The 26,564-nt window shown below is 59.2% G+C and carries 26 protein-coding genes and 9 pseudogenes; 13 read left to right on the top strand and 22 right to left on the bottom strand.

Going from position 1 to position 26,564, the window contains the following annotated elements:
- Positions 1-44: 44 nt before the first annotated feature.
- Positions 45-281: a hypothetical protein gene (locus GSQ88_RS30970; RefSeq protein WP_159011763.1), complete on the bottom strand. Its 237-nt coding sequence runs from the start codon at positions 279-281 to the stop codon at positions 45-47.
- A 674-nt stretch (positions 282-955) separates the two neighbouring features.
- Between GSQ88_RS30970 and GSQ88_RS30965 the strand changes: the two are divergent.
- A pseudogene (locus tag GSQ88_RS30965) lies at positions 956-1,207 on the top strand (integrase core domain-containing protein); the annotation flags it as partial.
- Positions 1,208-1,406: 199 nt separating this feature from the next.
- Positions 1,407-1,589: pseudogene (locus tag GSQ88_RS30960) on the top strand (CoA-transferase); the annotation flags it as partial.
- 46 nt (positions 1,590-1,635) lie between these two features.
- Here the strand turns inward: GSQ88_RS30960 and GSQ88_RS35870 are convergent.
- Positions 1,636-1,749, bottom strand: a pseudogene (locus GSQ88_RS35870) (Crp/Fnr family transcriptional regulator); the annotation flags it as partial.
- A gap of 43 nt (positions 1,750-1,792) precedes the next feature.
- Between GSQ88_RS35870 and GSQ88_RS35865 the strand changes: the two are divergent.
- Both GSQ88_RS35865 and GSQ88_RS35420 read left to right on the top strand, forming a co-directional pair.
- Positions 1,793-2,155, top strand: a complete 363-nt coding sequence (locus tag GSQ88_RS35865; RefSeq protein ID WP_246785146.1) for a transketolase-like TK C-terminal-containing protein — start codon at positions 1,793-1,795, stop codon at positions 2,153-2,155.
- 417 nt (positions 2,156-2,572) lie between these two features.
- Complete coding sequence (locus tag GSQ88_RS35420) at positions 2,573-2,779, top strand: hypothetical protein (protein WP_210253936.1); 207 nt, start codon at positions 2,573-2,575, stop codon at positions 2,777-2,779.
- A gap of 933 nt (positions 2,780-3,712) precedes the next feature.
- On the opposite strand, the gene GSQ88_RS30945 is transcribed toward GSQ88_RS35420, so the two are convergent.
- The 3 genes from GSQ88_RS30945 to GSQ88_RS30930 all read right to left on the bottom strand — a co-directional run bounded on the left by GSQ88_RS30945 (position 3,713) and on the right by GSQ88_RS30930 (position 6,303).
- Positions 3,713-4,060 (bottom strand): hypothetical protein, encoded by a 348-nt coding sequence (locus GSQ88_RS30945; RefSeq protein ID WP_159011761.1) that lies wholly within the window; start codon positions 4,058-4,060, stop codon positions 3,713-3,715.
- A 490-nt stretch (positions 4,061-4,550) separates the two neighbouring features.
- A complete protein-coding gene (locus GSQ88_RS30935) occupies positions 4,551-4,985 on the bottom strand; it encodes a hypothetical protein (protein WP_159011758.1) in 435 nt (144 codons plus the stop codon).
- Positions 4,986-5,982: 997 nt separating this feature from the next.
- Positions 5,983-6,303: a ribbon-helix-helix protein, CopG family gene (locus tag GSQ88_RS30930; RefSeq protein ID WP_159011757.1), complete on the bottom strand. Its 321-nt coding sequence runs from the start codon at positions 6,301-6,303 to the stop codon at positions 5,983-5,985.
- Positions 6,304-6,477: 174 nt separating this feature from the next.
- Here GSQ88_RS30930 and GSQ88_RS30925 point away from each other — a divergent pair, with 174 nt between their 5' ends.
- Both GSQ88_RS30925 and GSQ88_RS30920 read left to right on the top strand, forming a co-directional pair.
- Entirely contained in the window at positions 6,478-7,911 is a 1,434-nt protein-coding gene (locus GSQ88_RS30925) for an AAA family ATPase (RefSeq protein WP_159011755.1), read from the top strand.
- Positions 7,912-8,107: 196 nt separating this feature from the next.
- Complete coding sequence (locus GSQ88_RS30920) at positions 8,108-8,377, top strand: hypothetical protein (RefSeq protein ID WP_159011753.1); 270 nt, start codon at positions 8,108-8,110, stop codon at positions 8,375-8,377.
- 28 nt (positions 8,378-8,405) lie between these two features.
- On the opposite strand, the gene GSQ88_RS30915 is transcribed toward GSQ88_RS30920, so the two are convergent.
- From GSQ88_RS30915 to GSQ88_RS30890, 6 genes and pseudogenes are all read right to left on the bottom strand, one after another.
- Positions 8,406-8,927: a metallophosphoesterase gene (locus tag GSQ88_RS30915; RefSeq protein WP_159011751.1), complete on the bottom strand. Its 522-nt coding sequence runs from the start codon at positions 8,925-8,927 to the stop codon at positions 8,406-8,408.
- Positions 8,928-8,964: 37 nt separating this feature from the next.
- Positions 8,965-9,789 carry a metallophosphoesterase gene (locus GSQ88_RS30910; RefSeq protein WP_159011749.1) on the bottom strand — a complete coding sequence of 275 codons (825 nt, stop codon included), beginning with the start codon at positions 9,787-9,789 and terminating at the stop codon, positions 8,965-8,967.
- Positions 9,786-10,559, bottom strand: coding sequence for a hypothetical protein (locus tag GSQ88_RS30905; protein WP_159011747.1), 774 nt, complete (start codon positions 10,557-10,559; stop codon positions 9,786-9,788). The genes GSQ88_RS30910 and GSQ88_RS30905 overlap by 4 nt, the downstream gene beginning before the upstream one ends.
- A gap of 77 nt (positions 10,560-10,636) precedes the next feature.
- Entirely contained in the window at positions 10,637-10,822 is a 186-nt protein-coding gene (locus tag GSQ88_RS30900; RefSeq protein ID WP_210253935.1) for a DUF433 domain-containing protein, read from the bottom strand.
- A 73-nt stretch (positions 10,823-10,895) separates the two neighbouring features.
- Positions 10,896-11,045, bottom strand: a pseudogene (locus GSQ88_RS30895) (IS66 family transposase); the annotation flags it as partial.
- Positions 11,046-11,598: 553 nt separating this feature from the next.
- Positions 11,599-12,312: pseudogene (locus tag GSQ88_RS30890) on the bottom strand (autotransporter outer membrane beta-barrel domain-containing protein); the annotation flags it as partial.
- Between the two features lie 71 nt (positions 12,313-12,383).
- Between GSQ88_RS30890 and GSQ88_RS30885 the strand changes: the two are divergent.
- The 3 genes from GSQ88_RS30885 to GSQ88_RS36255 are packed head-to-tail and all read left to right on the top strand — an operon-like array spanning position 12,384 to position 13,532.
- Complete coding sequence (locus GSQ88_RS30885; protein WP_159011743.1) at positions 12,384-12,641, top strand: transposase; 258 nt, start codon at positions 12,384-12,386, stop codon at positions 12,639-12,641.
- Entirely contained in the window at positions 12,538-13,461 is a 924-nt protein-coding gene (locus GSQ88_RS30880) for an IS3 family transposase (protein WP_349628248.1), read from the top strand. The genes GSQ88_RS30885 and GSQ88_RS30880 overlap by 104 nt, the downstream gene beginning before the upstream one ends.
- Entirely contained in the window at positions 13,425-13,532 is a 108-nt protein-coding gene (locus GSQ88_RS36255) for a hypothetical protein (RefSeq protein WP_502706784.1), read from the top strand. The genes GSQ88_RS30880 and GSQ88_RS36255 overlap by 37 nt, the downstream gene beginning before the upstream one ends.
- A 686-nt stretch (positions 13,533-14,218) precedes the next feature.
- Here GSQ88_RS36255 and GSQ88_RS30875 read toward each other — a convergent pair.
- Together GSQ88_RS30875 and GSQ88_RS30870 are read right to left on the bottom strand one after the other, a co-directional pair.
- Positions 14,219-15,838, bottom strand: a complete 1,620-nt coding sequence (locus tag GSQ88_RS30875) for a caspase family protein (protein ID WP_159011739.1) — start codon at positions 15,836-15,838, stop codon at positions 14,219-14,221.
- Complete coding sequence (locus GSQ88_RS30870; RefSeq protein ID WP_159011737.1) at positions 15,816-18,479, bottom strand: caspase family protein; 2,664 nt, start codon at positions 18,477-18,479, stop codon at positions 15,816-15,818. Before GSQ88_RS30870 ends, GSQ88_RS30875 begins: the two co-directional genes overlap by 23 nt.
- Positions 18,480-18,783: 304 nt before the next feature.
- On the opposite strand from GSQ88_RS30870, the gene GSQ88_RS30865 reads away from it, so the two are divergent.
- Positions 18,784-19,062 carry a hypothetical protein gene (locus GSQ88_RS30865; protein ID WP_159011735.1) on the top strand — a complete coding sequence of 93 codons (279 nt, stop codon included), beginning with the start codon at positions 18,784-18,786 and terminating at the stop codon, positions 19,060-19,062.
- A 162-nt stretch (positions 19,063-19,224) separates the two neighbouring features.
- On the top strand, positions 19,225-20,310 hold the full coding sequence (locus GSQ88_RS30860; protein ID WP_159011733.1) for a hypothetical protein: 1,086 nt from the start codon (positions 19,225-19,227) through the stop codon (positions 20,308-20,310).
- Between the two features lie 396 nt (positions 20,311-20,706).
- On the opposite strand, the pseudogene GSQ88_RS30855 reads toward GSQ88_RS30860, so the two are convergent.
- The 6 genes and pseudogenes from GSQ88_RS30855 to GSQ88_RS30835 all read right to left on the bottom strand — a co-directional run.
- Positions 20,707-21,249, bottom strand: a pseudogene (locus GSQ88_RS30855) (IS21 family transposase); the annotation flags it as partial.
- A 223-nt stretch (positions 21,250-21,472) separates the two neighbouring features.
- A complete protein-coding gene (locus GSQ88_RS30850) occupies positions 21,473-21,778 on the bottom strand; it encodes a hypothetical protein (RefSeq protein ID WP_159011731.1) in 306 nt (101 codons plus the stop codon).
- Entirely contained in the window at positions 21,768-22,025 is a 258-nt protein-coding gene (locus GSQ88_RS30845) for a hypothetical protein (protein ID WP_210253934.1), read from the bottom strand. The genes GSQ88_RS30850 and GSQ88_RS30845 overlap by 11 nt, the downstream gene beginning before the upstream one ends.
- A 40-nt stretch (positions 22,026-22,065) precedes the next feature.
- Entirely contained in the window at positions 22,066-22,200 is a 135-nt protein-coding gene (locus tag GSQ88_RS36035) for a hypothetical protein (RefSeq protein WP_283810716.1), read from the bottom strand.
- The gene (locus GSQ88_RS30840; RefSeq protein ID WP_159011727.1) at positions 22,200-22,514 is read right to left on the bottom strand and encodes a hypothetical protein; all 315 of its coding nucleotides are present in this window, start codon (positions 22,512-22,514) and stop codon (positions 22,200-22,202) included. Before GSQ88_RS30840 ends, GSQ88_RS36035 begins: the two co-directional genes overlap by 1 nt.
- On the bottom strand, positions 22,514-22,804 hold the full coding sequence (locus GSQ88_RS30835) for a hypothetical protein (protein WP_159011725.1): 291 nt from the start codon (positions 22,802-22,804) through the stop codon (positions 22,514-22,516). Before GSQ88_RS30835 ends, GSQ88_RS30840 begins: the two co-directional genes overlap by 1 nt.
- A gap of 439 nt (positions 22,805-23,243) precedes the next feature.
- Between GSQ88_RS30835 and GSQ88_RS36250 the strand changes: the two are divergent.
- Both GSQ88_RS36250 and GSQ88_RS36245 read left to right on the top strand, forming a co-directional pair.
- Positions 23,244-23,531: pseudogene (locus GSQ88_RS36250) on the top strand (IS3 family transposase); the annotation flags it as partial.
- Between the two features lie 47 nt (positions 23,532-23,578).
- A complete protein-coding gene (locus GSQ88_RS36245; protein ID WP_159011852.1) occupies positions 23,579-23,881 on the top strand; it encodes a DDE-type integrase/transposase/recombinase in 303 nt (100 codons plus the stop codon).
- On the opposite strand, the pseudogene GSQ88_RS30820 reads toward GSQ88_RS36245, so the two are convergent.
- The 3 genes and pseudogenes from GSQ88_RS30820 to GSQ88_RS30810 all read right to left on the bottom strand — a co-directional run.
- Positions 23,844-24,408: pseudogene (locus tag GSQ88_RS30820) on the bottom strand (IS30 family transposase); the annotation flags it as partial. The gene GSQ88_RS36245 and the pseudogene GSQ88_RS30820 sit on opposite strands and share 38 nt — an antisense overlap.
- Before the next feature lie 200 nt (positions 24,409-24,608).
- Positions 24,609-24,888 (bottom strand): annotated as a pseudogene (locus GSQ88_RS30815) (tripartite tricarboxylate transporter permease); the annotation flags it as partial.
- Positions 24,889-24,961: 73 nt separating this feature from the next.
- Entirely contained in the window at positions 24,962-26,155 is a 1,194-nt protein-coding gene (locus GSQ88_RS30810; protein ID WP_159011721.1) for a CaiB/BaiF CoA transferase family protein, read from the bottom strand.
- Positions 26,156-26,564 lie beyond the last annotated feature (409 nt).

The following is a 26,564-nucleotide window of genomic DNA, read 5'->3' as shown; positions in this document are numbered from 1 at the left end:
GACTGCCGGTGTTATGTGCGCCACCGCCGGCTGGGCTGATCGGCTCAGGCCGTCGCTTTGACAAAATCGAGATAGAACTTCTGGCCGGGCTCGATTTTGCCGACCAGCGCCGGGTTGGCGATCGTCAGCGAAAGCGCGCCATTCGGGCTGAACTTCGCGTAGGTGTTGTCTTCGTCCGAACCGTCTTCGGGATATGACATGGACCTGCAGACGGCGTTGCAGGTGATGACGTCGATCCCAGGATGCCGCTCGACTTTGTTGACCTGCATCTTGGTGCGCATGAATGTGGACATTTAAGTCTCTTTCTTGATGCCGGAAACTGCCGGCGCGGATTGCGGTCTCGGCGTCCAATGATGGCAACTCGCACCACCCGGTCAGCCGAAGTGAATGTCGATGATCCTGAAATCCCGTTGGCCAGCACGCTCAGCCGCTGCGGTTCGCGGTCGTTGTTCTTGGGCGCGTCAGGGTCCATGGCAGCGAACAACCAGCCGTGGGTATCGCAGAGCTTCTGGATGTCGTCCTCGACGTCGATTAGCAACCTAACGCGATCATCAGCCGGGCCGCCGCGCCGCCGGCCACGTCCAAACTGGCCCATCGCCCGGATGCCTTATGGCTATCCCGTCATGGATGAAATCCCATGGTAAAGCCGGTCCAAAGATTTACGCCGAAAGCGCTTGCGTATTTCGCGATGATCGAAGCAGAGCGAAGCGCACACCAGAGCTAGCCGACAATCTTCGGAAAACGCTGGAAGCCGAAAAGCGCGCGTGCCTGAAGTATCCGCACTGGCGGCCGCCGGGAGATCTGCGGAACGTCGGTTTGTTCGACGGCAAGCCAGTCTGCAAACCAAGCCGCTGCGTCAAAATAACGTAGACCTCGGCACCGCCGGGTTCCATTAGCAATGTATTATACATGTAAGATACATTAATTTACCTGTAGGATACATTACGGGCACAGGGAGGCCGGCATCCGCATCTCGATGGATGGTCGTGGTCGCTGGATGGACAATGTCTTCATCGAGCGCTTGTGGCGCTCCCTCAAGTACGAGTGCGTGTTCCTGAACGCCTTCGAAACCGGCAGCGAAGCACGAGCCGGCATCGGACGCTGGATCGGATACTACAATGCCAATCGACCGCACTCGACGTTTGGCGGCAGGACGCCCGACGAGGTCTATGCTATGCAGCAAACTGAGGAGAAACTGGCGGCGTAATCAACCCGGAATCCATCTTAGCCTTGCCGCCAAACTGTCCCGGAAACCGGGACCACCTCAGTTCTTGAAGTGCCTCATCCCGTGGACATGCACTGGCCGGCGATTTCGTCAATTCTTGACCGTGCCGAATCGATCCGAAGCGGCAGATGAGCCCTTTAGCTGCGGGCTCAGTTGCCGTCCGAGCCGGCCGCCTTAGTCGATCAATGCTGGCAAGAATCCGATCTCACTGAAGCGAGGCGGATCGTATTTCGATTCCAGCCTGTCGTTCGCGATGATGCGCGGTGGTCATCTCGACGTCGCGGTGCTCGGTGCCTTCCAGGTCTCCAAGGATGGCGACCTCGCGAATTGGTCCATCGGCGACAATGGCTCTCCAAGCCCGGGCGATCAAGGACCTGAATCGTTCCGCGACGATAGCTGATAAGGCAACCGGTTTGCATCGACTGCGCTGAAAGCGTCACGGATTTCCGGTTGGCACCTAGGATCCGAGAGAGAAATTCGTGGGTGTAAGGAAGCGTTTCGTTCCCGGCTCCGTCGTGCACCATCAAGGCGGCACATCCGCTCTTCCGTCGAATGCATCGCCCGCCGATGCCGCTGTTGCGTCGAGAACCCGACAACGAGAACAAGTCGGCCAAGGGTGACTATATCCAGCATAAGGCCGAGGGCGGCGAGCGCAAGCTCACCATCCTGAGCACCGGCTCGGAACTGCACCTCGCGGTTCAGGCGCGGGACATTCTTCAGGAGCAACGCATTCCGACGGCGGTTGTCTCCATGCCGTGCCGATTGCTCTTCGAGCATCAGGACACTACCTACAAAAAGGCGGTTCTCGGCACGACCCGTGCGCGCGTCGCGGTTGAAGCGGCAGTCGAACTAGGCTGGGAGCACTACATCGGTCTCGAAGGTCGCTTCGTCGCCATGCATAAGCTTGGCCGCCTCTGGCAAGATCGCTGACGTAGAAATTCGACATCGACGCCGAGGCGGTAGTCCGCGCCGCCCACGAGACGCTGGCCGGAGGTTGCCGCCCTCAGACATCGCCCGCGCAATGGCGATCTTGTTGTCGGCGAGGGTTCGTGCGGCTGCCAGCTGTTGTACAGAAAAACGCGTATCGCAAATCCTCCTGCGCACGCACAGAATATTGTTCTTCGAACAAATGGGAAGTTTTTCCGGTTTTACTTCCCTTTGACCCAATACCGATCCCAGGCCCCAATGGAGTTTAGGTCGACCGCACGGATCCTGCCGCCTAGCTAGCACCCTGTGAACTACCTGCGGATGCCTGTCAGGCGCCGCTGGAGCGCCGCCTAGAGGGTTTTGGATTTCAGCGGGGTAAACATTCCACTGCACCTCAAACGCCGATCCGCAAAGGGTGTCATGTTCATTACGATCGAAGACGAAACCGGTGTCGCCAACCTGGTGATCTGGCCGTCGCTCTACGAACGTCAGCAGCGCATCATCCTCGCCGCCGGCACGATCGCCGTGCAAGGCACGCATCCAGCGGGAGGGCGACGTGGTCCAAATAGTCGCCAACCAATCGACCAATCTGTCCGCGGGCCTTGTCTGCGTCGGCGAACGGGATGATGGTTTCCCGTTGCCGCACGGGCGGGGCGATGAATTCCATCACGGCACCCCTTGATTGGAAATGGCTCTTCATCTACCCGCCAATATGGCGTTGCGAGTGTCAATACGATGGTCGCCAGTCGCCCCAAATCCACTCCGCTATATGATAAGCCGAGATCACGCAATTTATTGCGTGCCTAGATGAAACTGACTGTTCAACAAAATCATCGCAATCCTCAAGTACCACCAAGGCGACGCCGAACGCGTCCGCGGAATTCAGCATCGACAACCCGGCGGCGCTTGCAATTCGGCAAGGAACGCATTGGGAAGGGTTATTATTCCGATATCTCCCCTGCCGTCTAAAGACCGCCGACTTCAACTTCAAGGGCGCAGGCAATCTCGCCGAAAGGCTCACGAAAGCGGAGAGGATGGCCGTCAGGCTGATGATCTGTGAAGGCCAAATCTACGTGGAGGCCGGGGAACCAATTTGGTACGCGCTCCCACGGACTCGCTATCCTGCCGACTTTGCCATGTCCATCGGACCAGAGTCTTTGGATATGCCCGGGTCGCGATTTTTCTCTGACATTGTCTACTCCTTGGGCTGGGCCAATCCGTTGGGGAGCCTTCCGTTCCCTCGCCGTCGTCGGGCCCAGGCGGAAACGAAACCTGATCCATCGGATTGACCCAAACGGTGCGCATGGACACTCGAAAGTCGAAAGCTGCCCAAACCGCGCATTGATGGCCTGATGTCGAGGCGGCTGCGCCGCCATGGCTATTTGCTGAAACGTCCACTGCCACTCAGGTCAAGGCGCGGAGTTCCGGCAAGCCTTTTCCTATGTTGCCGCCCGCACTGATGATGTTCTGTTCTTGAAGCGATTTGAGGTATGGCAATGCGAAAGTTCTTTCTCGACATGAAGAATGGCGTCCCGATGAGAGACAGGGTCGGGATCGACTTCAAAGGAGACATCTGTCGTCAACGCGCTCGAACGTGAGATTCATCGCTAGTTCGCCGCCATTAATCCCGCTCAAGTCGATGTACTCTTTCGGTCCTAGGAGGAAAAGAAAATGGCCAAGCAAGAACACGGACAAGTAGTCGAGACCGCAATCGGAGCGCGGACCCACGGTGCGGAACGTGCTGGTCTGGAAAGCAACAGGCGATTTGAATGCAGCCTTTTCGGCAGTGATGAAGTGATCCTGAGCCATGCCGGCTGCACGCGTGAGCGTTCGTGAGGCAGCACGGACCAATGCATCAACTATCTTCTGGTTGTTGATCCGCATTTGATCTGCTGTGCTACGTGCCATTGGTTCTCACCAAACCCGTGGTCGGCGAGAACGTGGTCCGGCAAAACGTGGCACGACGTTGAGAACTGCATCGCGCTTGTATTGTGGATCGGAGCTGACGACGTCGCGCGACGCGATCGATGATTAATCGATATGGAATATCGGGATCAGCATTCAGCTTCGCTTCGATGACGACAGCCATGAATGCGTTTGCGACCGCCCACGAGGGCGGTTCACCGGCGGATTTCGACCGGGCTTTATATGCATTTTGATCGTTCGTTTGCCGACTTTTGCGACATATCACATCGGGACCAGCGACCGAGTATAAAACATCAGGTTGAAATCCGGCAAACCATGAATTTGAGAATCTGCTACTTGAATAGCAGATTTGTAAAACGTCGTTTCACGAGCAACGAAAAACCCGACAGATTTGGACATCTGTCGGGTTTTCCAGATCATGTAACTTGCCAGGTCACAGAACGATGAATCACGGGATCCGGTCAAATGTCAACTATTCGTTCGACACGAAGTCCGGCCGAGCGACCAGCATCTTTCTGAACCGTTTGAAAACGGCTTCAATTTCGCTTCGCTCATAGCCGCGTTCCTGCAAATCGGCAAAAGCAGCTGTCACGATGCTGACAGAAGCCGCGTCAAATGCCTTCAGCGAGGTTTGGGTGACGACGGCGGCTAAAAGCGCCATAGCGACGACGCTAGACTCGGGTTTCTTGTTCCGGTCGAGATTGCATCTGTAGACAGCCGTCCTGAGCCGGCCAGAAGCCCGTGCACGAGCTTTTGCAGATTCCGGCGTAGGACGACGCAGTTTACCGCTGGGACGTGTTCCAGCACGCTGGAAACCTGTCAGCCGTACATGGTCGATCTGTTCGACAGATGATCGTTCAAGGTAAGTCATGCCGGCCAGAATCCCGGTAAAACCGGCAAGACGCAAGAAGGCGAAGCATCCGTCGGCAGAAATCCGGCAAAACCAGAATCTGATCTTGTTGCTGTCGCCATTACCAGCCGAGCCGAGATCCGGCCAAATGACCAGTAGTTACGGTTTTGCTGGTCGTCAGCTCGAATGTCATTTCACCGCGCCAGCGCATTAACGGCGCAGCCGGCGATAACGAAACTTGTCGACAGCAAATGCCGCGCAGCGCTCCGGATCGACAGCATGCTGCCAAGAGGGTTGCGAGTGGCTGTTCGCCGTCAGGCGTTCAGAATCCAATATGAAAATTGGTCGATGGTTGTTCGGGCGCCAGCCGTGTAGTCAGCGGACTAAAACGTGTAGTAGTTTTTTGGAAGAATTAATTGAGCGGAGGTTTTTGGAAGGATTAATTAAACCCTTGCTATTTAAGGATTCGTACGGATCGCGATTGTTCGTAAACCATTGATACAACTTCAGAATCAGAATTATGGAACTCGTCTATTACTCATGAAACCTATGTCTTCGCCTCAACCCTTCCCTCAGAAAGGTCCCAATTTGATCTGCAGTTCTGGGTACTTTTATTTTTGACGATTTTCGCCTGAAAAGTACCCGTCTATGGTGACTTTTGCGGGATAAGTGGTTTTTGAGGAAATGCGTGTGGCTGTTGAATAAGTGTCGAAAAAAGTACCCGTGCTCGGTGACTTTTGAGCCCATCAACCGATCTGGGAAAAGTACCCAGTAGTGTAGACTTTTAGGTACACCGATATCGGGTACTTTTGTTTAGCCCTCAAAATGATGTTTTTCGATGAGGGATAGACAGCCATATCACGAGGGCAAAGAGATTAAGTCATTACATCTGTTGTAGAATTAGGATTGAGGTATCGTTTTAATTTACATCTATAAGATATGTTATATGTACCACTCGCATTAAGATTGTGAAATTCTAGGAATATATACCTAAAAAGTGCCGCCTAAATAAAAGGCAGCGCTAGAAACCCAATAAAAACGTGGCTTACTTACATCACCCCGTTTGACGTGACTTCCTCACTTTGCGGACTTCCTTCCTGAGGTATTCCACACCTTTTCCGAGCGCTCGGTCGTCTGCGGCGGTGGGCGGCTCGTTGAGATAGCGTCCAACCCGGTCGACCACGGTCCTGCCAAAGTGGTCATTGACCAGCCGGATCAGCAGGCGTTCGATCAGCACCGATCGGGTGACGCCCTCGTACCTGGCGAGCACGTTCAATTCGAACAGCAGATCCGGGTGGACACGGATCGCGATGCGCTCGGTTCGGATGTCCTGCGGATCACCTGGCGGACGGCCACGCGTTTTCTTAACCACCATTTCATCGAATCCTTGAGATTAACCCATTGTTGACGGTTCTGCTGTACGACGAATTTCATGTCGAACCCAAAAGCACACCAAAATCAGTATTCAGATCACGTCCGATCGGTCCTTGAGGATAGGGCCGAATCAGCAGGCGCACGAGTCATTTTAGGGGTTTCCGGAGCGACGAAAATGCATTTGCTGTTGGACATTTTGCTGACGGATAGCTGGGAAATGGCACTGCGGAAGGTGGCGCTGGCAACGACGGCGGCACGGCCGGATATCGCGTTCACCGCGCAGCACATGACGCAGCTCACGCAGTGGCATCCTGACCACACAAGGCGACGGTGCCTGCATCTGCGACGCCGGCTGCATCATAACGGCACCGGGCTGGATTTGCTCTGGTTGATGCTGGCGGCGCGTCCAGGTCAGCCGTGGACATTCGGTTTTATGGAAGCGCTGCTGAGCGCGTTCAACGAGATGGAGGGCGATCTGACGACGATCGAGCAAGGATTGCTGCCGGAAGCAATGAAGCGCTTTGAGCGCTGGGAATGCATGGCAAACGGCTTTCCAGCCATCGGCGACGACCCGTTCAAGGCGGTGCTGGAAAAGGAGTGGCTGCGGGCGCTGGCTGCCAAGAAGGATCGCGACCGGGAAGATCGTGCCGCCGCGGCTGTTGCTGCTGTCGAAGCCGCTGAACGGGTTCATGAGCGGGCGAGTAGCCTGATCCAGGAACTCGGTTCGCTGCAAGCAGCGGGCGACGTGGAAGCCTACCAGTCCAGCGAGTGGGTAGTGACCGTGATTGTCGGCGAGCCGAAGCTCCAGGCGCCGTACAAGGCTCTGGTCGGCCGTCCCACATCGCTGCTGATGACGCCTGACTTAAGGGAAATCCGGGATGTGCTGCGGGCTGAGTTCCCGCATGCGACCGCGGCCATCGATATGATGCTGGTCGATCTGCGCCAGGATGAGCCATTGCGGTTTCGGCCGTTTGTGCTGGTGGGCGAGCCCGGCTGCGGGAAGTCACGCCTTGTGCGTCGGCTTGCGGAACTGCTGGGTGCGCCGCTGCGCCGATACGATGCGGCCGGCAGCAGCGACAACTCATTTGCTGGAACGCCGAAAAGGTGGTCGACCGCGCTTGCCTGTTATCCGCTGTCGGCGATCGCTGATCACAAGGTCGCGAACCCGCTGATGCTCATCGACGAGATCGACAAGGCCGGCATGGGCTACACCGCAGGCAACCTGGCAAACGCGTTGATGCCGTTCTTGGAGCGTGAAACGGCGCGGACCTACCCGGATCCGGGGCTCGAGGTCGAATGCGATCTGTCGCACGTGTGTTACTGCATGACCGCGAACGATGATGCCAAGCTGCCGTCGCCGCTCAAGGACCGCTTGCGCGCGATCAAGGTCAAGTCGCCGGGCGTCGAGCATGTTTCCGGTCTGGCGGCGTCGATCCTGCGGGATCTGGCGGCGGAGCTGAAGCAGCCGGCGTCGTTTATGCCTGCGCTGGCGCCGGATGAGCTGGCAGTCGTGGCCCGGATGTGGGGTGAAAACGGAAGCGTCAGGAAGTTGCAGAAGATCATCTCTGCGACGGTGACCGCTCGTGACGAACACGCGTCGAGGCACTGATGGCTGACAAAACGCGATGGTTGCGACGTTACACAGTGGGGGATCGCGAAATCGCGGTCCCTGCGGAATCGGTCGCCAGCACTTGGACATTGGCGCGAAGGGCTCATGAGTCCGATGCTGAATACGCCGAGGCGGTCGCGCTTTACGACAGTCTATGTCTCGGATTCTGCCGCGTTGTCGGCGAGAACGACGTCAGATGACGGACGTAATGCAAAGACTGCTGGAGCGGCTGGAAACCGGCTGGGCGCCGAAACGTGACGAGTTCGATCCGGATATCAAACAGGTCGATCTCCGCTCATGGGAGATTCTCGACAATATGCTCGATGGTCGGCTGAGAAATTACCTGGCCGGCCTTGATCGAGACGAAGCACCGACCTCGGTCGGAAGCGAACCAGTGGTTTTTTGGGGTCCAAATATGAATTGGGTGCTGACAACAGACGCATTCTATTGGCTGGAAGGACCGTGATGATGGCTGCAGCGGTGCGAGGTCGAGATCACGGCACCATTCCCGCGGTGGGCTCGCGCTCCAGGACCTCTTTGATCTCGGCCAACGTTACCGGCCGGAAGTCCCAGCAGTCGACGCCGACGTCAAGGCACTGCGCATTGCCGGGCAGCGTACCGTGAGAGTGACCGTATAAATGGATGGCGCCGCGGCGTGAGCCCGGCCAGGTCCGCAGGGCGTAATGGCACAACACAATCTTCTGGCCCTCGAGGATGATCTGCCTGATCTGGCCGATGCTGGCCCAGCCGAGCTTGAGGGTGTCGGCGTCGTCGTGGTTGCCCTGCACCAAATGCTTGGAGCCGTTGAGCCGGCTGAAGATGGCACGCTTACGCTTGGCGTCAATGCGGTGGGCGAAGTCGCCAACGTGCCAGACGTTGTCGCCGCGCGACACGACGGCGTTCCAGTTCGCGATCATTGTCTCATCCATCTCCTCGACGGTCACGAACGGGCGCGCCGACATGGTGATGATGCTTGCGTGCCCGAAATGGTTGTCTGCGGTGAAGTGTGTTTGCATCGCGATCTTATGAGGTGCCGGGCTGCAAGTCGCAATCTTACATCTTCATCGTCGCCGTCGGCTCATAGTCATCGATCTCGATGACGAGATCGCGGACGAAGTCCGGATTGGGCTCATGGGGATAGCCGGCCGGGTTACAGACGATGCGGGTTTTGCCGATCATGTAGTCGAAGCTGTCGTGGGTGTGGCCGTGAATCCATGCGGCCGGCTGATACGTTTCAATGATGTGTTCCAAGTTGGATGAGAATGCCGGCGTCAGCGGGTCGCCTTCGAAGCGATCGGGGACAGATTTCGGCGACGGGCCGTGATGCGTGACGACGACAGTTGGGCCGTCGAACGGCTCGGCCAGCTTCTTTTCAAGCCACTTGCGTTCGCGGATGTGGCGGCGGAATGCGGCGTCTGGTGTGAAGCGGATGGCTTTACCTGGAGGCGCCCCGTCCTCGGTGCGGATCAGGTTGTAGTCGTTCATTCCGATTTGTGCGTCGGCCATGGCATTAACGAGGTCGCCGTACAGGGCGTAGTCGGTCCAAAGCGTGCAGCCGAGAAACCGGATCCGATTGAGCTCGACTTCACCCGGATTCAGCAGGAAAAGCCTGCTGGCGCCTGCGGCTTCGGCTGCGGCACGCTCTGCTGACTCCATTGAACCGCGGCGCGTGCGATAAAATTCATGGTTGCCGGGGACATAGACTGTCTGCCTGTTGCCAATCCAATGACCGGGCTCGGCACTGAGCGTTTCGACGGCTTGCTCGAGGTATGAGAAATCGCCGGCGATCACGCAAACGTCGTGATTCGGCGCCGGGTGTGCCGTCATCGTGTCGTTATGTTCGTAATGAGGGTCGGACCAGATCCAGAGCTTGGTCATCCCGACAACGCCTCCAGCGTCGCCATCGCTTCGTCATCAACAGCATCGAGCCGCGACGGTGGCGGCTGCAGATATGCCGGCTCCAGCCAGTCGAAGGTCGCGGTCCCGATGCCGTAGCGGCCGCCCATCGTGAGCTCGATCAAGCCGGCCTCGCTCAAGGCGTACAACGACTTTCGGTAGTCGGAAGACTTGGCTGCTTTTCTGGACTGGCACATCACCATCAACATTGGCAGCGTCCAGTCGCCGGCGGCAGCTTTCACGCGAATCTGGCCGGAATATTCCGGAAATCGATCGCGGATATGGGCCTGAAACAGGTTCTCTTTGGGACCCTGCCAGAAGTCGGGAATGCCTTCGCGATGGCAAACCTGATATTGCGCCGCCCTGGTCAGATAGGGGTTCACGCCGGCTGCACCCACGATCGAGGCGATCAGGCCCTCGTTGAGACGGAGGTCACCTCGAAATGGGTTGCTGAGCTTTGTGTCCGGGCCGACGACGTAAACCTTTTTGCCGGCGGCTTTGATGCAGGCAGTGAAGATTTCGACCGGCGACCAAAGACCCTTGTCGGTGGCCATGATTTTGGCGGGCTTCCACTCGCCGCGGACCTTGCACTTGATATCGATCGAGTAATCTTCAACCTTGTGGATGTTGCAGTAGCGCTTGGCCGCCAGCACCGCGACTTGGTCGGCGGTAAACAGTCCGTCCTTGTTTGGCGTCATCTGGACGTCGCCGGTTAGAGCGAGGCGGATGAACATTTGGGTCTGCTCGGGCATCGTGAACGCCTATCAAATATTGATTTGGATCCGGTGAAGATCGGGCGGCGCACTTTTATGTTTCTGTTATCGAGATATCAGGTTTTCGATTTCCAGTCGGGTCGGTACGTCACTTCAGCCCATCGCCGGATTGCTTCTACACCATCATCCGGCAAGGACGGATAGTCGGCGAAAATCCGTTCGGCAGGCACGTCGGCGCGCAAGTAGCTCAGGATCGTTTCCGCCAGAATACGCGTGCCGACGACGACGGGCTTGCCGGACATGACGCCGGGAACGCTTGCGACTTTACTCATGCTTTGCTCGCGTTCTTCACCACTCGGTCGGCCATCTCCCGCACCCTCGGATATCTTTCTCGACGGCGTAGAGCCCAGCAATCCGTTCGAGCGCTTCGCTGGCGATCGGTGCCGGACCAGAGACGGCGAGCTTATAAAACCCGCGCCGAACATGCGACCAGCAGAACGCAAGGCGGACGTCGCCGCGATCGGCACGGAAAAGCCGAAGTTCGCGCCCCAAATGGGCAAATCCGGCCGCTGGTTTGTTGCGGTCGTAACCGGCCACGGCCCAGATTCACATGTTGGCGATTTCGAAACCGAGAAAGAAGCCAAGCATTGGATTGCGACGCGATCGAAAGAATGGCCCCATCCTGCGGATAAGCCGCTTAGATGACCCAAACCCAAGCCGACGAGCAGAGACTTGGCGCCACGCACGCGCCGCCAACGCCTGGGACGACGGGGCCGCTTTCGCGCGCCTACGATCGCTTAACTACTCGCCGCTACATACTTGAGGCATGCGGATGCGTCTCGGAGGGTTGTTGGTTCAGGGCGGCGTGAGGGTGGTTGGCATGTCGCTGGCCGTCCTGTGCACCCTCGGCAGCATTTACATCACCGCAATTCACTTCAGCCCCGAGCGTACACCCACGGCCTCAGCGACGAAGCCGGGATGCATGCCGAGCCATTGCCGGGCGAAAATATCGAGCACTCGTTGATTCTTATATTCGATTGCTAATCTCCTCTAGTGACCGCGAGGCGACTGCGAGCGACTACCAAGCGTAGCGCACCACACCCTTGCCGGCGTAGCTGCTGGTGACGTTCGAGAACTCGCCCTCGAAGGTGGCGGCCGCGGACCAGCCGTTCTTCCATTTCATTTCGATGGAAGCCGTCGTGAGCGCGGAGTCAGCGGCCTGCCCCGCGCCATTGACCACGAAGCTCGCGCCCGGCAGCCCCTGGGACGTGGCGGCGATCGAGCGGTCCGGATCGAAGTCATGCGCCTAACCGAAACGCGTGCGCACGGTCAGGATGCCGTCCTGCACCACGAATGATTTGTCGGTGCGAAAACCCAGTTCACTGCGGGTATCCGTGACATCCTTGGCGCCATAGGCGAGCGCGAAGGTGCCGGCGCCGGACAAAACGGACTCGGCATACGAAGGCAGATCGAAGGTGGTGAACTGGCCCGCGGCATAGGGCGTGATGCCGACGCCTCCCAGCCACGGCGTCACGTAGCGATAGCCGCCTTCGACACGGCCGGAGAAGGCATTGGCGTCAAACTCGGCGCGCAGATGGTCGGCGCCGGCTACGGTCACAGTGCGGTCGGTGGTAATGTCCTGCCAGCCGTAGGCCACCGCACCGGAGATGTATGCTGCACCAACCGTGTGGCGAATAAAGGCGCCGGCCTGGAATAGATCGGAGCGACCGTAGCCCGATCCGACCACATTGAAGTTGGTGCCGCCGCCGGCCAGCGAGAAGCCGGCTGGAGTGGGCCCCTCGGGGCGGACGGGTTGGCTTTCAGTAATTGACCGGACGGTCGGGCTTTCAAAGGATGAAGGCCATGGCAAAGCACCGAACCCACAGCGTCGAGTTTAAACGACAGGTGTCGCAGGAGTATCTAAGCGGCGAGACGCTGCACGGGCTCGCGAAGCGGCATGATGTCTCCCGCAACCTGATCCGCATTTGGGTCGACAAGTTTCAGGTAAGTGCGCTCGATGAGGACGTCGCTTCCGCAGGCTTGCTCGAGACCTACGAAGCCCGCATTGCTGCGCTCGAGCGCCTGGTTGGAAAGCAGGCTCTCGAAAACTGGAGTTTCTAAAGGGGGCTCTTCGGCCACGGGCGCGGCCGAGAAGCGAGACCATATCCGCAATTGTAGGCCCCGCGGCATCAGCGTTGCCCAGGGATGCAGGCTGATGGGAATGGCCCGCTCCACTTTCTATGACGAACCGATCCGTGCGGCCGACGACACCGCCATCGTCGCGGCGATGGCTGTGATCTGCGACGAGTTTGAACACTATGGCTGGCGCCGGGTCCGAGCAGCCCTCCGGCAGCAAGGCATGGTCGTCAATCACAAGAAGGTTCGCCGTCTCATGCGCGAGCATGACTTCCAGCCCAGAATGCGGCGCCGCTTCACGACAACGACGGACAGCGACCACGACCAGCCTATCTTTCCCAACCTTGCCAAAACGATGGCGCTTGACGGACCCGACCAACTTTGGGTCGCCGATATCACTTACGTCACCATCGTTGGTGGTTTCGCTTATGCCGCCGTCATTCTGGACGCCTGGTCCCGGCGGGTCGTGGGTCATGCCATCAGCCGCTCCATCGACGCGCGATTGACGCTCGCCGCCTTGTCCGTCGCGATCGAGAAGCGACAACCGCCGCCTGGCTGCGTCCATCACTCGGATCGCGGGTCCCAATACGCTGCCAAGATCTACCGCGACTACCTTGCCCAACATGGTATCAACGGATCCATGGGTCGGCGAGGCAATCCGTACGACAACGCCAAGGCCGAAAGCTTCATGAAGACGCTGAAGGTTGAGGGTGTCTATCCAATGGCCTTCGAGACCTTCGCCGAAGTTGTCGAGCATCTTCAAAATTCATTGACTACGTCTACAACACTCGAAGGCTACACTTAGCTCTCGGCTATATCAGCCCCGCACAATTTGAGAAGCAACACGCCCGGCAGACGGTCAATCCAACGGCCTGAACCCGTCCGCCCCGAAGGGCCCACTCCATCCCAACGTTGACCCCACTCGTGATGCTTTTGCGGTGACGGTCCAAGGGCTTCGCAAGACTTGACGGGGTCAACCTTCGGCGCCGATAAGGGGTTAAACAGTTAAATAGCGCGCCGAATGACACCCAATGGCTTTTGGCGCGACCCCTCTCGTTGGCGAGCGACCCCGTAGCAACGCGCAGACCACGGCCTGCTGGCCTCGCGCGCGCGTAAGGCTGACGAGATCGGTTAACGCCGTGAGGGTGTCGAAAGGACCAGCACACCCCTTTGGCCGGCATGGTCTTGAGACGGCGCTGGAAGCTCCGTGGGGTGCCTCGACCGCTCGCATGCGGTCATTGGGCGTCCGAGCGATTTTTGGAGCTGAGTAAATCTGCAATGACACGGCGCGCTTAGGCGGAAACTACTTAACGCGAAGACCAATGGAAGCAGCCGCGGTGTCAGCGCTCCTCGTCCGGATGCACCCAAACGTAGGGCACCGTCTGCCGCTCCTCGGGGGCCGGATCATGTGCGTCGGGAGTGAGGGTCGCAGTTTCCGCTCGGCCATCAATATCGCCGTGACTCCGTCGCTCGTCCGCGTGAAAAAAGAGCTGGTGCCGATGCTACGGTCCTAGGCGCGCTGGATTTCGCGGGATATCGACAGCCAAACTAACGCCCACCGCTTACTTCCGATCAGGCTTGTCCACTGCGGCGAGGATTTGTTTGGCCTCAGCGCTCCCCGCGGACGCGGCCTTGGCGAGCCATTGTCGGGCGGCGCCGATGTCCTTGCGCCCGCCGATCCCGTTGGCGAAACAGCGGGCCAGGTTGACCATGGCCTCGCTGTCGCCCAATGTGGCGCTTTTTTCATAATACGAGCGGGCCCGCTTCACGTCTTGCGTGACGGCCAGGCCTTTTTCGGCAAACACCCCAAGCTTGTTGATCGCGCGCGCATCGCCGAGGGCAGCTGCCCGCTGGTAGAAATCGTAAGCCTTGGCGGGATCCACCGCGGTGCCGACGCCACGCTCGTGCTGCGCGCCGAGACTCACCATCGCCGGCGCGAATTCCCCTTGGGCAGCGATCTCGTAATAGAATCGCGCCCGAGCCGGATCCTTATCGACGCCGATGCCGTCGTCGTACATCGCACCGAGGGCGTAAAGGGCGGCGATGTTGCCGAGTTCGAACGCCTTTTTGTAACTCTTGAGCGCCGCAGGATAATCCTTGGCCGCGAATAGCGACCGGCCGAGCTGATAGTGGAATCGGCCCACATTCGGGAACTGCGTGACAGCCTGCGCGCAAGCCGATTGCGCATCACCGGATTTGATGTCCTCTAGGTTGATGCCTTTGACGGCGGGGTTTTTGCTCGCATCATCCGTCGCCGCAGCCAATTGGTCACACGGTTGCACCTTGAAAGGATCCAGACTCGACGAAGCGGGGCCGGGCGACGCAGTAGGACTGCCATTAATAAAAATCTTCTCTCGGGAGAGTTGGCCATACATATACGGGGTCTGCTTTTGCGCCGTCGATGTTCTAACTTCGTCGCGAATGTTGCGAAACAGGAAGCTGATTTCGAGATCCTTCCGCGGAAGATATTTTAATAGCGCCGCGGCCAGCGGACTGTTACGCCCTTTCCCGTCCTCGGCAGTTTTGCCCGGTCCGGTCGCGAAAAATAGTAGCACGTTGCGCGAGGTCTCTGCGGCACCGCCGGGAGCTTCGAGGTCACGGCTGTCCGGCTTTTCCGGCTGGGCGGTGAATGGATTGCCGTGCAGCGCGTCGAGGATGACCAGTCCAAGGGTATGCGCTCTGGCCAGGCCGAGCGTCGCTTTGTAAAGCGGGACGGTCTCTTTCTGGAACGAGGCGGCAGCGCCGATCTCCGCATCCACCGGAATCAGATAGCCGTCATGACCGTTGCTGATGCTGTAGCCCGCGAAATACAGGATCGCGATATCGGCCTTGGCGGATTTCTCAGAGAAGTCGCGAAGCGCCTGCTGCAAATCGGCTAGTCGGGTGTCGTTGCGCAGCGTGACTTCGAAGCCGAGGCCAGTCAGCATGGTTGCGAGATCCTGCGCATCGTTGATGGGGGTGTAGAGGTGTGGGGCATTTTTGTAGTTCGCGTTGCCGACGACCAGGGCTATTCGATTTCCCAGCGCTTCGGCCGGCGCGCTGCAGGCCAGCACGATGCCGGTCACGATCGCGGTGGCAACGATCCGGCGGCCCAAGCAGCGAACCATAGCGTCCGCGCGCAATGTGGGATCGCCGCGAAGCCGCAACATCGCCACGCCGTTAGTTGGTTGCGTCAACAGCATGCCGTCTGGTCCATTCCTCATAGGTCAGGAATTGAATACCGAGCCGGCCATAATCAACCTGCAAGTAGCCGTCAGCGCGGCGCGATACGGCGGCAGGCACGCGTTTTGCCACATCTTGAGCCATGACTCCGACATACAACGTATCATCTCCAATGTACCGGTAACGGTATAGTCGCAGGCCATTCGGGGCGCGACCGAGCGCTATAATGTCCTGTTTGAGCCGGATATCGGATGGAATGTGAATATTACTGGCCGCATTGGCAGCGGCCCTCGCCGCTGCGTTCGATGCAGCCCGGCTGGCGGCGTTCGATGCGGCGTGGCTAGCGGCATTCGACGCGGCATGGCTGGCGGCATTCGACGCGGCATGGCTGGCTGCGTTGGTGGCTGCATGGCTGGCCGCATTCGACGCGGCGTGAGACGCGGCCTGCCCGGCTGCGGTCGAAGCGGCATGTCCGGCTGCGTTCGATGCGGCGTGTCCGGCCGCTTTCGATGCCGCTCCGCCGGCCGCGTTGGGAACAACGTTGGTGACTGTCGGGGTGTGGACGGTCGGTGTAACAACGGAAGACGGCAGTCGTGCTGTGCTGGGCGTTATCGGCGACGTGACCGTGCCGCCTTTTACTGCTGTCGGTGCGCCGGGCGCGGCTTTTGTCGTGCCGGAGGTCGGCAGTGATGCCTTGATAGTGCCGAGACGAGTGTTCCATTTGCCGGATCCCGTCAGAAGCGGGGCGCTGGCAAGCGCATCGTTGGCGCTGCCTGTCATCGCGGCCAGCGGCGGCATCATCATGGCGCGATTGGCCGCAGCGATCCCGACTGCATTGCCGACGCTGTCGCTCACGACATTGCCGACCACCTGGCTGACGACATCGCTAACGATGTTGCCTACATCCTGCTGCACCCGTTGCACGGCGGTGCGGTATTCATTGTTGCGGGCTATTTCGGCCGCCGAGCGGGTAAAGGCCGATACCAGATAGCCGCGCTGGCGGGCGTCCTCTACCGCATCCAGCATGCAGCCGTTGGGATGGCCGGTGCTCCGACAGAGCTGGAATCGAAGCTGCACATAATCAGGATATTTGTCGATGGCCTTGACGCAGGCTTCGCTGTCGCCGCCAAAGCAGCCGTTAACATCGTCATCCTGCGCCGTGCGCAGCATCCATTCGGTGGAGTTGACAGGCCGCAACGCCAAATCGCTGCCGGGCGGCAGGCGACGTCGGCGCAGACTTGGATAATTCTCGGAAAACCGGGTGACGACGTTCGGGTCGCGCGAATCCTTCAGGACATCCCAGGCCTTGTCGATCGATTCCGAACTTTCCCTTGATGTCTTGTTGTCGGCATCGACCGATGCGACCTGATAGGTCGAGGCCGGCGGCTTGGGCAGATCGACCGCCTGCCCGTCCGGCTGTTGCGGCCCCGCCGCTTCGAGCAACGCCAGCGTGGTGCGCGCGCTCTCGACATGCTCGCTGTAAGGATAGAGATCGAGAAACGCCCGATAGGCCGAGGAAGAGGGCTGCCGTTCGACGATGCTCCAGGCAAGTCTCTCGGCGGCCTCAAGTTGGGTGATCCGTTCACGGATTTCGGCCGCGTGGGCGCCGGATGGAAACCACTCCAGGAAGCGGTGCAATGTCGCGATATCGTTGGTGGTGCGAACGAAGGGCCAGGCCAGCTTCTCGGCAGTGGCTTCATCGTCGTCGTCGGCCGCAACCCGCGCCTCGGCTTCCCTAAGGTAAATCTCGTCCTTGGAAAGCGTGCCGTAAACCGCCGGTTCCTGGAACCTGGTTTCCTTGACGACGTCGTCGTGAACGTTGCGGAACAGGTAGTTGATTTCGAGGCCGGGCTTTTCAACATAACGCAATAGCGCGCCGGAATACGGGCTGTTGCGACCGTCACCGTCATTTGCGGTGGTGCCGGCCGCAGCAGCAAAGGCCACCAGCACGTTGTCGGTTACTTCGACCGGCGCCAGCCCGTGCGCGCCGTTGTCCGCTATCATATCCGGCGGAAGCGCAGCCGTGCTGGACTTCGAAGAGGGTGCCACTGCATCCTTTATCGGCGGCTTGCCGGCGTTCGGTGCGGCCGGACTGACCGGCAGGCTCAAAGAACGCCCGGAAGCCAGTTTCTCCGGAATGAAAGGATTGTTGCGGCAGGCGTCTAGCACAACCAGCCCGATCACTTTCGGCAATACCGAAATATCGATCAGGGTTTCCAGATTAATGCCTTCGGCATAGACATCGATTTCCGATTTGATTTCCGCGTCCACTGGAATCAGCCAGTTTTTGCCGTCGATTTCGACGCCGTGACCGGCGAAATAAATCACTGCTTTGTCGGCGCTCCTTGCCGCATTGCCGAATTCGATCAGTGCCCGCCGGAAGCCGTTGAAGTCGAGATCGTCGAGATGAGTGACCGTGAAGCCCAGCCGGGTTAGCGAGGCCGCCATATCGGCGGCATCGTTGACGGGATTGGTCAGCTTGCCGACTGTGCGATAGTCGCTGTTTCCAACCACTAGCGCGATTTTGTTGTCGGCCCGGCTCTGGGCCGGATACGCGATGACAAGTGCCAGCAGCGCCAGTCCGAACCTCGCGGCGCGTCGCGCGACTAAGGGTATGCGGCTGGAACGTTGGCGCGGCTGTGCTGAAAATGGCTTGTTCATGATGAAAGTCCACAATGCAGAATCTAAAAATACCGGACTATCACAGAAACCTTATCTCCGATCATTCGTTTTTATTTCCGAGAGAACGGCCCGCGTTGCGAGCGCGTCCCGATGGTCTGTTTGCAGACAGAGCGAAAACGGAACACGGACCGGTCCGATGTCTAGCTGGCTTTTCCAATAAGAGACGTTTGGGCTTCAATCATAATTGGTTTCGGTGGGGTTCGATGACTAATCGCGGCGATTGCTGCCGCGCTGCGCTGAAACCAAGATCTCAGCTTTGGCGGCCGTATTTGGAGATAACCTTATGACGACATTTTTATTGCAGTCCTGCCGAAGTCTGGTGCTCGGCTTCGCAATCGCCGTGGCGCTGGCGGGCCAGGCCCGATGCGAAGATCCGGCTGAGTCAAGTCGGGAAAATATCATTCAGGGCGTCCGTGATAACGTTCGACAAAAAATTCGAGAGCAGACCCAACCCGCCGCACAAAACCGTCCGGAAGGAGGTGCCTCTTCGGAGGCTCAAGCGCATCATCGCGCCGAGCCTATTGCCGAACCTCATAACGCAAAAACAAAATCGCCAGAGTGATCGAAATCACATGGATTTATGGTGTTTCCATACCGCTGCGGTTGCCGAGCCTCCGATCGGCAACCTTGCCTGAATTAGTTTTTTTTGTGTCCTTTTTGCACTAGCGAGAAGCATCGGTACACAACTACGTTACACTTTCAAATTGATTTTTTTGGGGGTGTTATGACGTTTTCCAAATACTTTAAGGCAGCAGCTGTCGTCGCGGCGCTATTCGTAATCTCGGCGCTTCCCGCCGCGGCGCAGTCCGGGGGGCCGAACATCCAGCAAGACATCATCAACAGCGTAGTGCAGAACATCATCCAAAATGTTCGCGATCAGATTTACCGGCGCAGGCTTGTGCCGGCGTCCCGCCCGCTCGGCTTCGGCGCCGAAGATTCAGACTTCGACAGCCACGATCCGTTCGCGGCGAACGGCGCGGGCGATCCGTTCAGCGCCTTGGCCTACACCAAGGCCATCTATTCTAAGGCCCCGCCGGTCACGGTTTCAAACTGGCTCTATGGCGCCAACCTGGTAGGCAGCGGCGACCGATCTTCCACATTCGGCTCAGCCACCTCGGTTGCGACCGTCACCGGTGCGTTCGACGTGACCAAAATCGGGATTTTCACCGCAACTGACGCACTGACGTTCATCGGAACGGGATCCGATTCGTGGTCGCATACACGCATCGGGGATTTTGCAACCGATACATCGGCTCCGGCAGGCTCCGGCACGCTGTCCTATCTCAACGGAGCGTTTTCCGCCGACTTCACGTCGCTGGCCAGTTGGAGCCGGAGCGAATTTACGTTGGGTCCTGCCACGGAAGCCAGTACCGTCAGCTATACAGAAAATGCCCAGTACCGGTTTGATCTGCCATATACAATGTTCGTCGAACCAACCGTGGGTGTGACCTATACCGAAGCCTATACAGCAAATTTCGCCGCCGAGGTCTCCGACATGACGGAAGTGCATGGTGGTGCGCGCGCCGGCATTGAAACCAAGTGGATGGGCTATACGGTGCAGCCCGTCATTGCCGGCTCGGTCTATCAGATTGTCGATTCAAATTTGGTCGCAACAGGTCTGCCGTTGGTCCCGAGCAGCGTAATCGGCTACCGCGGTTCCGCGAAGGTCACCGTGATCTGGAACGACCACTTTTCGTCTTATCTGGAAGGCCATGCCAGCGGCATGAGCGGTTCGAGCGCGCCGATCGTGGGTTTCGCCACAACGCAGGTCGTTGGTGCTCAGGCGGGCCTCCGCTACACTTGGAACTGATCGATCGAACCAAATCGATCGACCGAAAAATGCTCGCTGCGATGGCAGCGAGCATTTTTTTGGCCGGGCTTCGGCCGACGCGAACGCGTTGCTCGCACGGCCGGCCCTTCTACGGAAGCTCGGCTTGCCACTTGTACGGAAAGCTTTTGTGAGGCCTATTACGGCCGTTCGGAACGGCTGCTCGAAAGCGACGCGAGACTGGCGAGTCTCCACTCGGAATTTCGTCGAGTGGCAGGTTAAAACGCGGTTTGTGACGAGTGCCTGTGGATTTGCCTGCAATAATGCCCCTTTGAGGGGCGATTTTCGCGTCCAATAACGACCCCCCTTTGACGTCGTGTGTCAGCATCCTTTCTTTTGGCCTCAGTCGGTTGGGAAGGGCTGATCGTGGACAAGATCGGCGAGATACGGCGCGCCTATTTCGAACAAGACCGCTCCATCATGCTCGAAGCCGGAATAGGCGAGCCGGAAATGATAGAGCCGGTGGTCCAGGAGCTGGCCAGCGATCGAAATGCCGGCATGTCCCATGTCGGTGAAATCCGACAGACCCATCCGTCCCGGCACCTGGACCTGCCGGAAAATGACCTCCTGATCCTCGCCATGAACGGCCCGCCACGCGCGGATCCGCCGCTCCAGGGTCCGGTGAACGCCGCCTCCCAGTTCGGGGTGGCGGCGGAGCATCTCCTCGAAAATGGCAATCGGTCGAAGCCCGGCGGCTGTCTGCAGCATCGGCACGACCTCGGCGTCAAATATATCCGCGAGCGGATCCGTTCGCCGGCGTCCTCGTGGAGCCTTCTGCGAAGGCAGCTTTGGCTCCTTCTCGATGCGATAGGCCGTGGCAATACTGATTGACGCCTTCGCCGCCGCGACGGTCGTTGGGTTGGTCTGACGGAACTTCATGTAGAGCCTCATCTGGTGATCGGTTAAGTGGCGGCCGGGCACAAAGCGATTCCTCCCAAATCGGAAAAACCACCGGCATACCCGGTCGACCACGATCATCAGCTAAACGCTCCCAAAGGAAACGCCGCCGGAGGCTTGAAACTCCGGTCGGGCTACGCCCTCCCTGCGTTCCAAGCCTCCGGCATTCTCATCCTGATTGACGCGCCTCTCTCAGCTTCATTGTCGCGCTGCACGCGAGCAACCCCGCCGCGGCCCTCACCGGATGCTAACGCTGATCCGGTCGTCCGGCTCCGCTCGTCTGGCGCTTTTTCACGCACCAATACCAACCCGGCTCGACGTCTTCCTTAGCGATCGCCATCGCGCGCCCCCGATTGCGATGATGAGGCGTTTCGCGGGTCGTGCAGCACTTCTTGCCGTGCACGACGACATAATTTAGGTCCGCAAAAAAGCGCACGACGCTGTCAAAATCCGCCCTCGGGAGTTTCCACCAGCCGTGTTCCCAGAAGGCGTTTTTGTATTTTGCGCGCAGCAGAACGCGCACATTATCGTCGTACGGAAATTTAACTTGCACGGCGTCGAAGGTTTTTCCCCGACTGCGGACTGACGTCCTGTTTATTGAGCAAGCCGGCATCAAGCCGGCATCGCACATCACCAATCGCGACATCGGCCAGCTGCTCCAGGAGCTCGATGCCGACAAGGATTCCCGTGGTGGCGAGGATCACGGAGAATTCGCCCATGAAACAGGTCCGCAGGTCGGCCAGCGTCGGCGGCTTGAGCCCGATGTCGATCGGCAGGCCACTGGCCATGCGCTCCAGCATCACGCGTTGATGTCTGCGGATTTCGCGCGACCGCTTCAGATCATTTTCGTGCTTTCGATGCCTCGCGATCTTCCTTCCCGGCAGCCAGCGCAGAGCGCACGAATTCTTGGCGCCAGGGCTCCATTTCCGAAAGCGGAACGGTGTCGCGGATGACGGGAGGCGCGGCGTCGGTCATCAGAAATCCTTGCCCTTGGCCGTCAGCGACCAGTGATAGATGTCGTGCCGGTAATAGAACGGGATCTGGTCGATCGGCTTGGCGCCGCGCTCGATCAGTCCGTGCGCGACCAGGGCTGCGACGGCGGATTTCCGGACGCCGTTCGCCTTGTTGCCCTTGATGTCGAACGTCTGGATGTCCGCATTGTCGCTGCGCTGGCCCTCGACCAGGGGATGGCCGGCCTGCATGAGGCGGACGATGGCGACCTGGCCCGGCGGGAGGGGAGGGTGCGTGAGCCGCATCGGAGAGCCGACAGGGGTGCGGGCGTTGTGCATCAGCGAACCCGAACTTCAGGATCATGACCAGCACCGACGCTGAAGTGGGTCGGTCGGAGTTTGGCGATCGAGTCTTTGGCATATTCGACGCTCATGCTTGAGACCTTGGTCACCGTGACGGGATCGGTGGCGCGGTACAGGAGTGCCGAGTCGCATCCGGCGTCCTGCAACACCGTCCGGGCATCGCGGATATCGCGATGCTTTTTTTCGGATGCCTGCATGGCGGCGATCAGCCGGTCGGCGTTGTCGTCGTCGGCCTTAAACGTAAAATCCTGGCCGAACAGCTCCATGGTGACTTCACGCATCGCTTGCCCTCTTGGCCGTCACTACCCCTCGAAATTGTGGTCGTAGATACATCTATCGGCGTCTGCGACACTGTCGCTTCGCTTTCGTAACCACCCCTGGAAATGGGGTCATAGGTACATCTGTGCGGCGGGTTGCCGAACTGGATGGCGATTCGTAACCACCCCGTCGCCAGGGTCTTCTCTGGGTCACAGTGGGGTCACTCAGTCACGGAGGATCGCGATTGTCAATTGGGTTCGACGTTGGATGTACAATTAAACGGTGTTCAGAATAAACTATTGGACTCCGTGGCGCCCGACAACGCAGGCGACGCTGCCGTGGGCGGACAACGCGGCAGAGATCGCCCGTTTGCAACGGAGAACGAGCGGCTGCGCATGGAGCGCGACATTTTAAAAAGTCGATTGCGATCTTTGCTGGGGTTCCGAAATGAGATTCCGCTTCATCGAAGATCGCCGTGCCGACTACCCGGTAACGATTCTGTGCGACGTGCTCGGTGTCTCGCCGGCCGGCTATTATGCCTGGCGCTCGCGCGAGGAGAGCCAACGATCCGCCGCCAATCGTGACCTCGTCGACGACATCAAACGGGTCCATCGCGAGGTCGGCGGACGCTATGGCAGCCCGCGCATCCACGCCGAACTGAAGGCTCAGGGCCGCGGGGTAAGCCGTGGCCGCATCGAGCGATTGATGCGCCGTCACGGCATCAGGGCCATCATGGCACGGCCACGGTGGGTGCGGACCACCGGTAGTCGCACGACTTCCCGATCGCCCCGAACCTGCTCCAGCGGAACTTCACCGCCGCCGCGCCGAACCGGATCTGGCTCGCCGACATCACCTATGTCGAGACCGATCAGGGCTGGCTCTATCTGGCCACCGTCATGGATCTGTACAGCCGCAGGATCGTGGCCTGGGCGATGGACGATCACCTTCGCGCCGACCTGCCGTTGGCAGCATTGAAGATGGCGATCTCGGCGCAGCGGCCTGGCGCCGGCCTGATCCACCATTCCGATCGTGGCGTTCAAGGCGGATTCAACCGGTCGTCGCAACAGTGGGTTTATTATGCTTGATAAGGAACCGTTCGAGGACTTCAACAGGCGTCTTCCAGCCAAGCGTTTTGCGTGGTCTTGTATTCAGGGCATGGGCTACTGCGCGCAGATCCCTGGCTGTGTGCCGGCTGAGGTCGGTGCCCTTGGGGAAGTGTCGCAGCAAACCATTGGTGTTTTCGTTCGAGCCGCGCTGCCAGGGGCTTTGCGGATCGCAGAAGTAGATCTCCAGCCCTGTGTCGATGCGCAAGGTGGCGTGCTGTGCCATTTCCGCTCCCTGGTCCCCCAGGTCAGGGACTGGCGCAATTGCTCCGGAAGTCCGCCCATGGATCGGACGATGGCCTTGCGGACCGCTTCGGCCCGTGGCCGGCAAGTGGTGGCCCGTTCTTGATGTTTGGGCGCTGCTGATAACCATCCATCCGTGGAAGGTGCAGCAGCATAGTGAAGCGGGTGCTTCGTTCCACGAGAGTACCGATTGCCGAGCTACCAAGACCAAGGATGAGGTCGCCTTCCCAATGACCCGGGACAGCCCGATCGGCAATTTCGGCTGGACCTACCCACCAGAGAACGTGCATGGACGGATCAATCTTGTCGACGGCGATACTGGACCAGAAGCGGATCGCCTCCATCCACATGCCTTCGGCTCTCATAGTCGCTTCGTTACAAATTCGATATTATAACTTTGGATATCGGCCCAGCTTTCGACTTCGGTCCCGTAGCGATCCTTGGGGTGCCGCTTGAAGTAGTCGCGGGCGCACGACACCACGATCATGGGGGCCACGGCGGCGAACGGCACCCGCAGGATCGAGGCGAACACCGGCACCGTCGTCAGCACCAGCACGAGGCCGACGACATTGCCGAGATACATCGAGGCGATCAGGCCCCAGACGAGATCCTTGTGCCCGACGAACAATAGCGGGCCGCGATTGAGCCTACACCATCAAGCCGCCGAGCAGGATCGCCGCGGTGCCGGAGCCGGGAATGCCGAGCGCCAGCATCGGCAGCAGGGCGGCAGGACTGGCGTCGGCCGCGCCCGCCATAAAAAATCATTTATTATCAATTTCTTACCGGAACATCGTTTTTCGAGATGCCGGCATTGAGCGGCTACACCACCTTGGCTTGTCGCAATTCCGCGATCTCGCCGGCGCTGAAGCCGAATTCGGCGAGGACTTCCTCGGTCTGCTCGCCGAACTCCGGCGGGGGCGCCACCATCTTGCTGGGGGTGCGCGACAGCTTGAAGGGCTGGCCGACCAGGCGGATAGGGCGGTTTTCGACATTGGGCACGTCCTGGGCGATGCCGAGATGCTTGACCTGCTCGTCGTCGAACATCTGGTCGATCGAATAGATCGGCCCGCAGGGCACGCCGGCGGCGTTCAGCTCCTTGACCCAGCTATCGGTCGACTTCTTTTCGGTGAGCTTATTGATCTCCGCATTGAGCTCCTTGCGATTCCTGGAGCGATCCGGCGCGGTGGCGTATTCTGGACGTTTCGGCAGCTCCGGCGCGCCCAGTGCCTGCGCGCAACGCTCCCAGATCTTGCCTCCGGCGGTCGCGATGTTGATGTAGCCGTCCGAGGTCCTGAACACGCCGGTGGGAATGCTGGTCGGATGGTCGTTGCCGACCTGCTTGGCCACATCCTGCTCCATCAGCCAGCGCGAGGCCTGGAAATCCAGCATGAAGATCTGGGCCTGCAGCAGCGAGGTCTGCACCCACTGGCCCTCGCCGGAGACGTCGCGCTCCAACAGCGCGGTCAGGATGCCCATGGCGCAGAACAGCCCGGCGGTCAGGTCGGCCACGGGGATGCCGACCCGCATCGGGCCCTCGCCGGGCGTCCCGGTGATCGACATCAGCCCGCCCATGCCCTGCGCGATCTGATCGAAGCCCGGGCGCTTGTGGTAGGGGCCATCCTGGCCGAAGCCGGAGATGCTGCCATAGACGATGCCGGGATTGATCTGGCGCAGGCTCTCGTAGTCGATGCCAAGCTTAGCCTTGACATCAGGGCGGAAGTTCTCGACGACCACGTCAGCTTTTTTGGCCAGCCGCTTGAAGGTCTCGAGGCCCCTGGGGTCCTTCAGATTGAGCGTCATGGCCCGCTTATTGCGGTGCAAATTCTGGAAATCCGAGCCTCGGCGCGCGCCGCCGAGCTGCTCGCCGCCGGCGTCCTCCAGCAAGGCATCGATCTTGATGACATTGGCGCCCCAGTCCGCGAGCTGGCGCACGCAGGTAGGCCCGGCGCGGACCCGGGTGAGGTCGAGCACGGTAAAGCGGGACAGGGCCTGTGAGGCGCGGGGGGCGGGCATTCAAGGAGCTCCAGTCGGGATCAAGGCTTAGGGGGGCGCGTTGCGGGCGCACCATCGCCGAAAGTTCGGGTCTTGTCATGCTTTCGAACGCATGGCTGGGAATTGCCGTGCTTCCTCGCATGCCATGCGCAAAAATATAACCTACTGTAAAAAAGCAAGAAATTTGGGTTCGTTCTGCATGAAAACAGGATCTCTTCTTTTATATTACTCAGTTGCGCTAATTCGCTCATACGTGAATTTTTCTTATCTTAAGATGAATATATATCAAACAATAACTTAAAGTTGAGTAGAATCTCCCCAGAGAACTTACCTAGCGGATAGGACGGACGGGCTCGACCTACGAGGAGGTTTGGCTGCCTGAGAGCCGAACAAGCCTTGCTTGCGACTTCGTGAGGACGGTGCGGATTCG

This window comes from Bradyrhizobium sp. S69, from assembly GCF_009766005.1.
GTDB lineage: Bacteria > Pseudomonadota > Alphaproteobacteria > Rhizobiales > Xanthobacteraceae > Bradyrhizobium.
This window is presented reverse-complemented; position numbering and strand designations above follow the sequence as displayed.

Excerpts from the sequence above, each read along its gene's own strand:
- GSQ88_RS30915 (WP_159011751.1), bottom strand. The coding sequence starts at position 8,927 with ATGCAAACACACTTCACCGCAGACAACCATTTCGGGCACGCAAGCATC.
- GSQ88_RS35865 (WP_246785146.1), top strand. The coding sequence starts at position 1,793 with ATGCCGCTGTTGCGTCGAGAACCCGACAACGAGAACAAGTCGGCCAAG.
- GSQ88_RS30875 (WP_159011739.1), bottom strand. The coding sequence starts at position 15,838 with ATGCTGTTGACGCAACCAACTAACGGCGTGGCGATGTTGCGGCTTCGC.
- GSQ88_RS30870 (WP_159011737.1), bottom strand. The coding sequence starts at position 18,479 with ATGAACAAGCCATTTTCAGCACAGCCGCGCCAACGTTCCAGCCGCATA.
- GSQ88_RS30900 (WP_210253935.1), bottom strand. The coding sequence starts at position 10,822 with ATGTCCGGCAAGCCCGTCGTCGTCGGCACGCGTATTCTGGCGGAAACG.
- GSQ88_RS30835 (WP_159011725.1), bottom strand. The coding sequence starts at position 22,804 with ATGGAGCTGTTCGGCCAGGATTTTACGTTTAAGGCCGACGACGACAAC.
- GSQ88_RS30865 (WP_159011735.1), top strand. The coding sequence starts at position 18,784 with ATGACGACATTTTTATTGCAGTCCTGCCGAAGTCTGGTGCTCGGCTTC.
- GSQ88_RS30860 (WP_159011733.1), top strand. The coding sequence starts at position 19,225 with ATGACGTTTTCCAAATACTTTAAGGCAGCAGCTGTCGTCGCGGCGCTA.
- GSQ88_RS35420 (WP_210253936.1), top strand. The coding sequence starts at position 2,573 with ATGTTCATTACGATCGAAGACGAAACCGGTGTCGCCAACCTGGTGATC.
- GSQ88_RS30885 (WP_159011743.1), top strand. The coding sequence starts at position 12,384 with ATGGCAAAGCACCGAACCCACAGCGTCGAGTTTAAACGACAGGTGTCG.
- GSQ88_RS30845 (WP_210253934.1), bottom strand. The coding sequence starts at position 22,025 with ATGCTGGAGCGCATGGCCAGTGGCCTGCCGATCGACATCGGGCTCAAG.
- GSQ88_RS30920 (WP_159011753.1), top strand. The coding sequence starts at position 8,108 with ATGACGGACGTAATGCAAAGACTGCTGGAGCGGCTGGAAACCGGCTGG.
- GSQ88_RS30810 (WP_159011721.1), bottom strand. The coding sequence starts at position 26,155 with ATGCCCGCCCCCCGCGCCTCACAGGCCCTGTCCCGCTTTACCGTGCTC.
- GSQ88_RS30970 (WP_159011763.1), bottom strand. The coding sequence starts at position 281 with ATGCGCACCAAGATGCAGGTCAACAAAGTCGAGCGGCATCCTGGGATC.
- GSQ88_RS30925 (WP_159011755.1), top strand. The coding sequence starts at position 6,478 with ATGCATTTGCTGTTGGACATTTTGCTGACGGATAGCTGGGAAATGGCA.
- GSQ88_RS30840 (WP_159011727.1), bottom strand. The coding sequence starts at position 22,514 with ATGCACAACGCCCGCACCCCTGTCGGCTCTCCGATGCGGCTCACGCAC.
- GSQ88_RS30930 (WP_159011757.1), bottom strand. The coding sequence starts at position 6,303 with ATGGTGGTTAAGAAAACGCGTGGCCGTCCGCCAGGTGATCCGCAGGAC.
- GSQ88_RS30945 (WP_159011761.1), bottom strand. The coding sequence starts at position 4,060 with ATGGCACGTAGCACAGCAGATCAAATGCGGATCAACAACCAGAAGATA.
- GSQ88_RS30905 (WP_159011747.1), bottom strand. The coding sequence starts at position 10,559 with ATGCCCGAGCAGACCCAAATGTTCATCCGCCTCGCTCTAACCGGCGAC.
- GSQ88_RS36035 (WP_283810716.1), bottom strand. The coding sequence starts at position 22,200 with ATGACCGACGCCGCGCCTCCCGTCATCCGCGACACCGTTCCGCTTTCG.
- GSQ88_RS30910 (WP_159011749.1), bottom strand. The coding sequence starts at position 9,789 with ATGACCAAGCTCTGGATCTGGTCCGACCCTCATTACGAACATAACGAC.
- GSQ88_RS30880 (WP_349628248.1), top strand. The coding sequence starts at position 12,538 with ATGAGGACGTCGCTTCCGCAGGCTTGCTCGAGACCTACGAAGCCCGCA.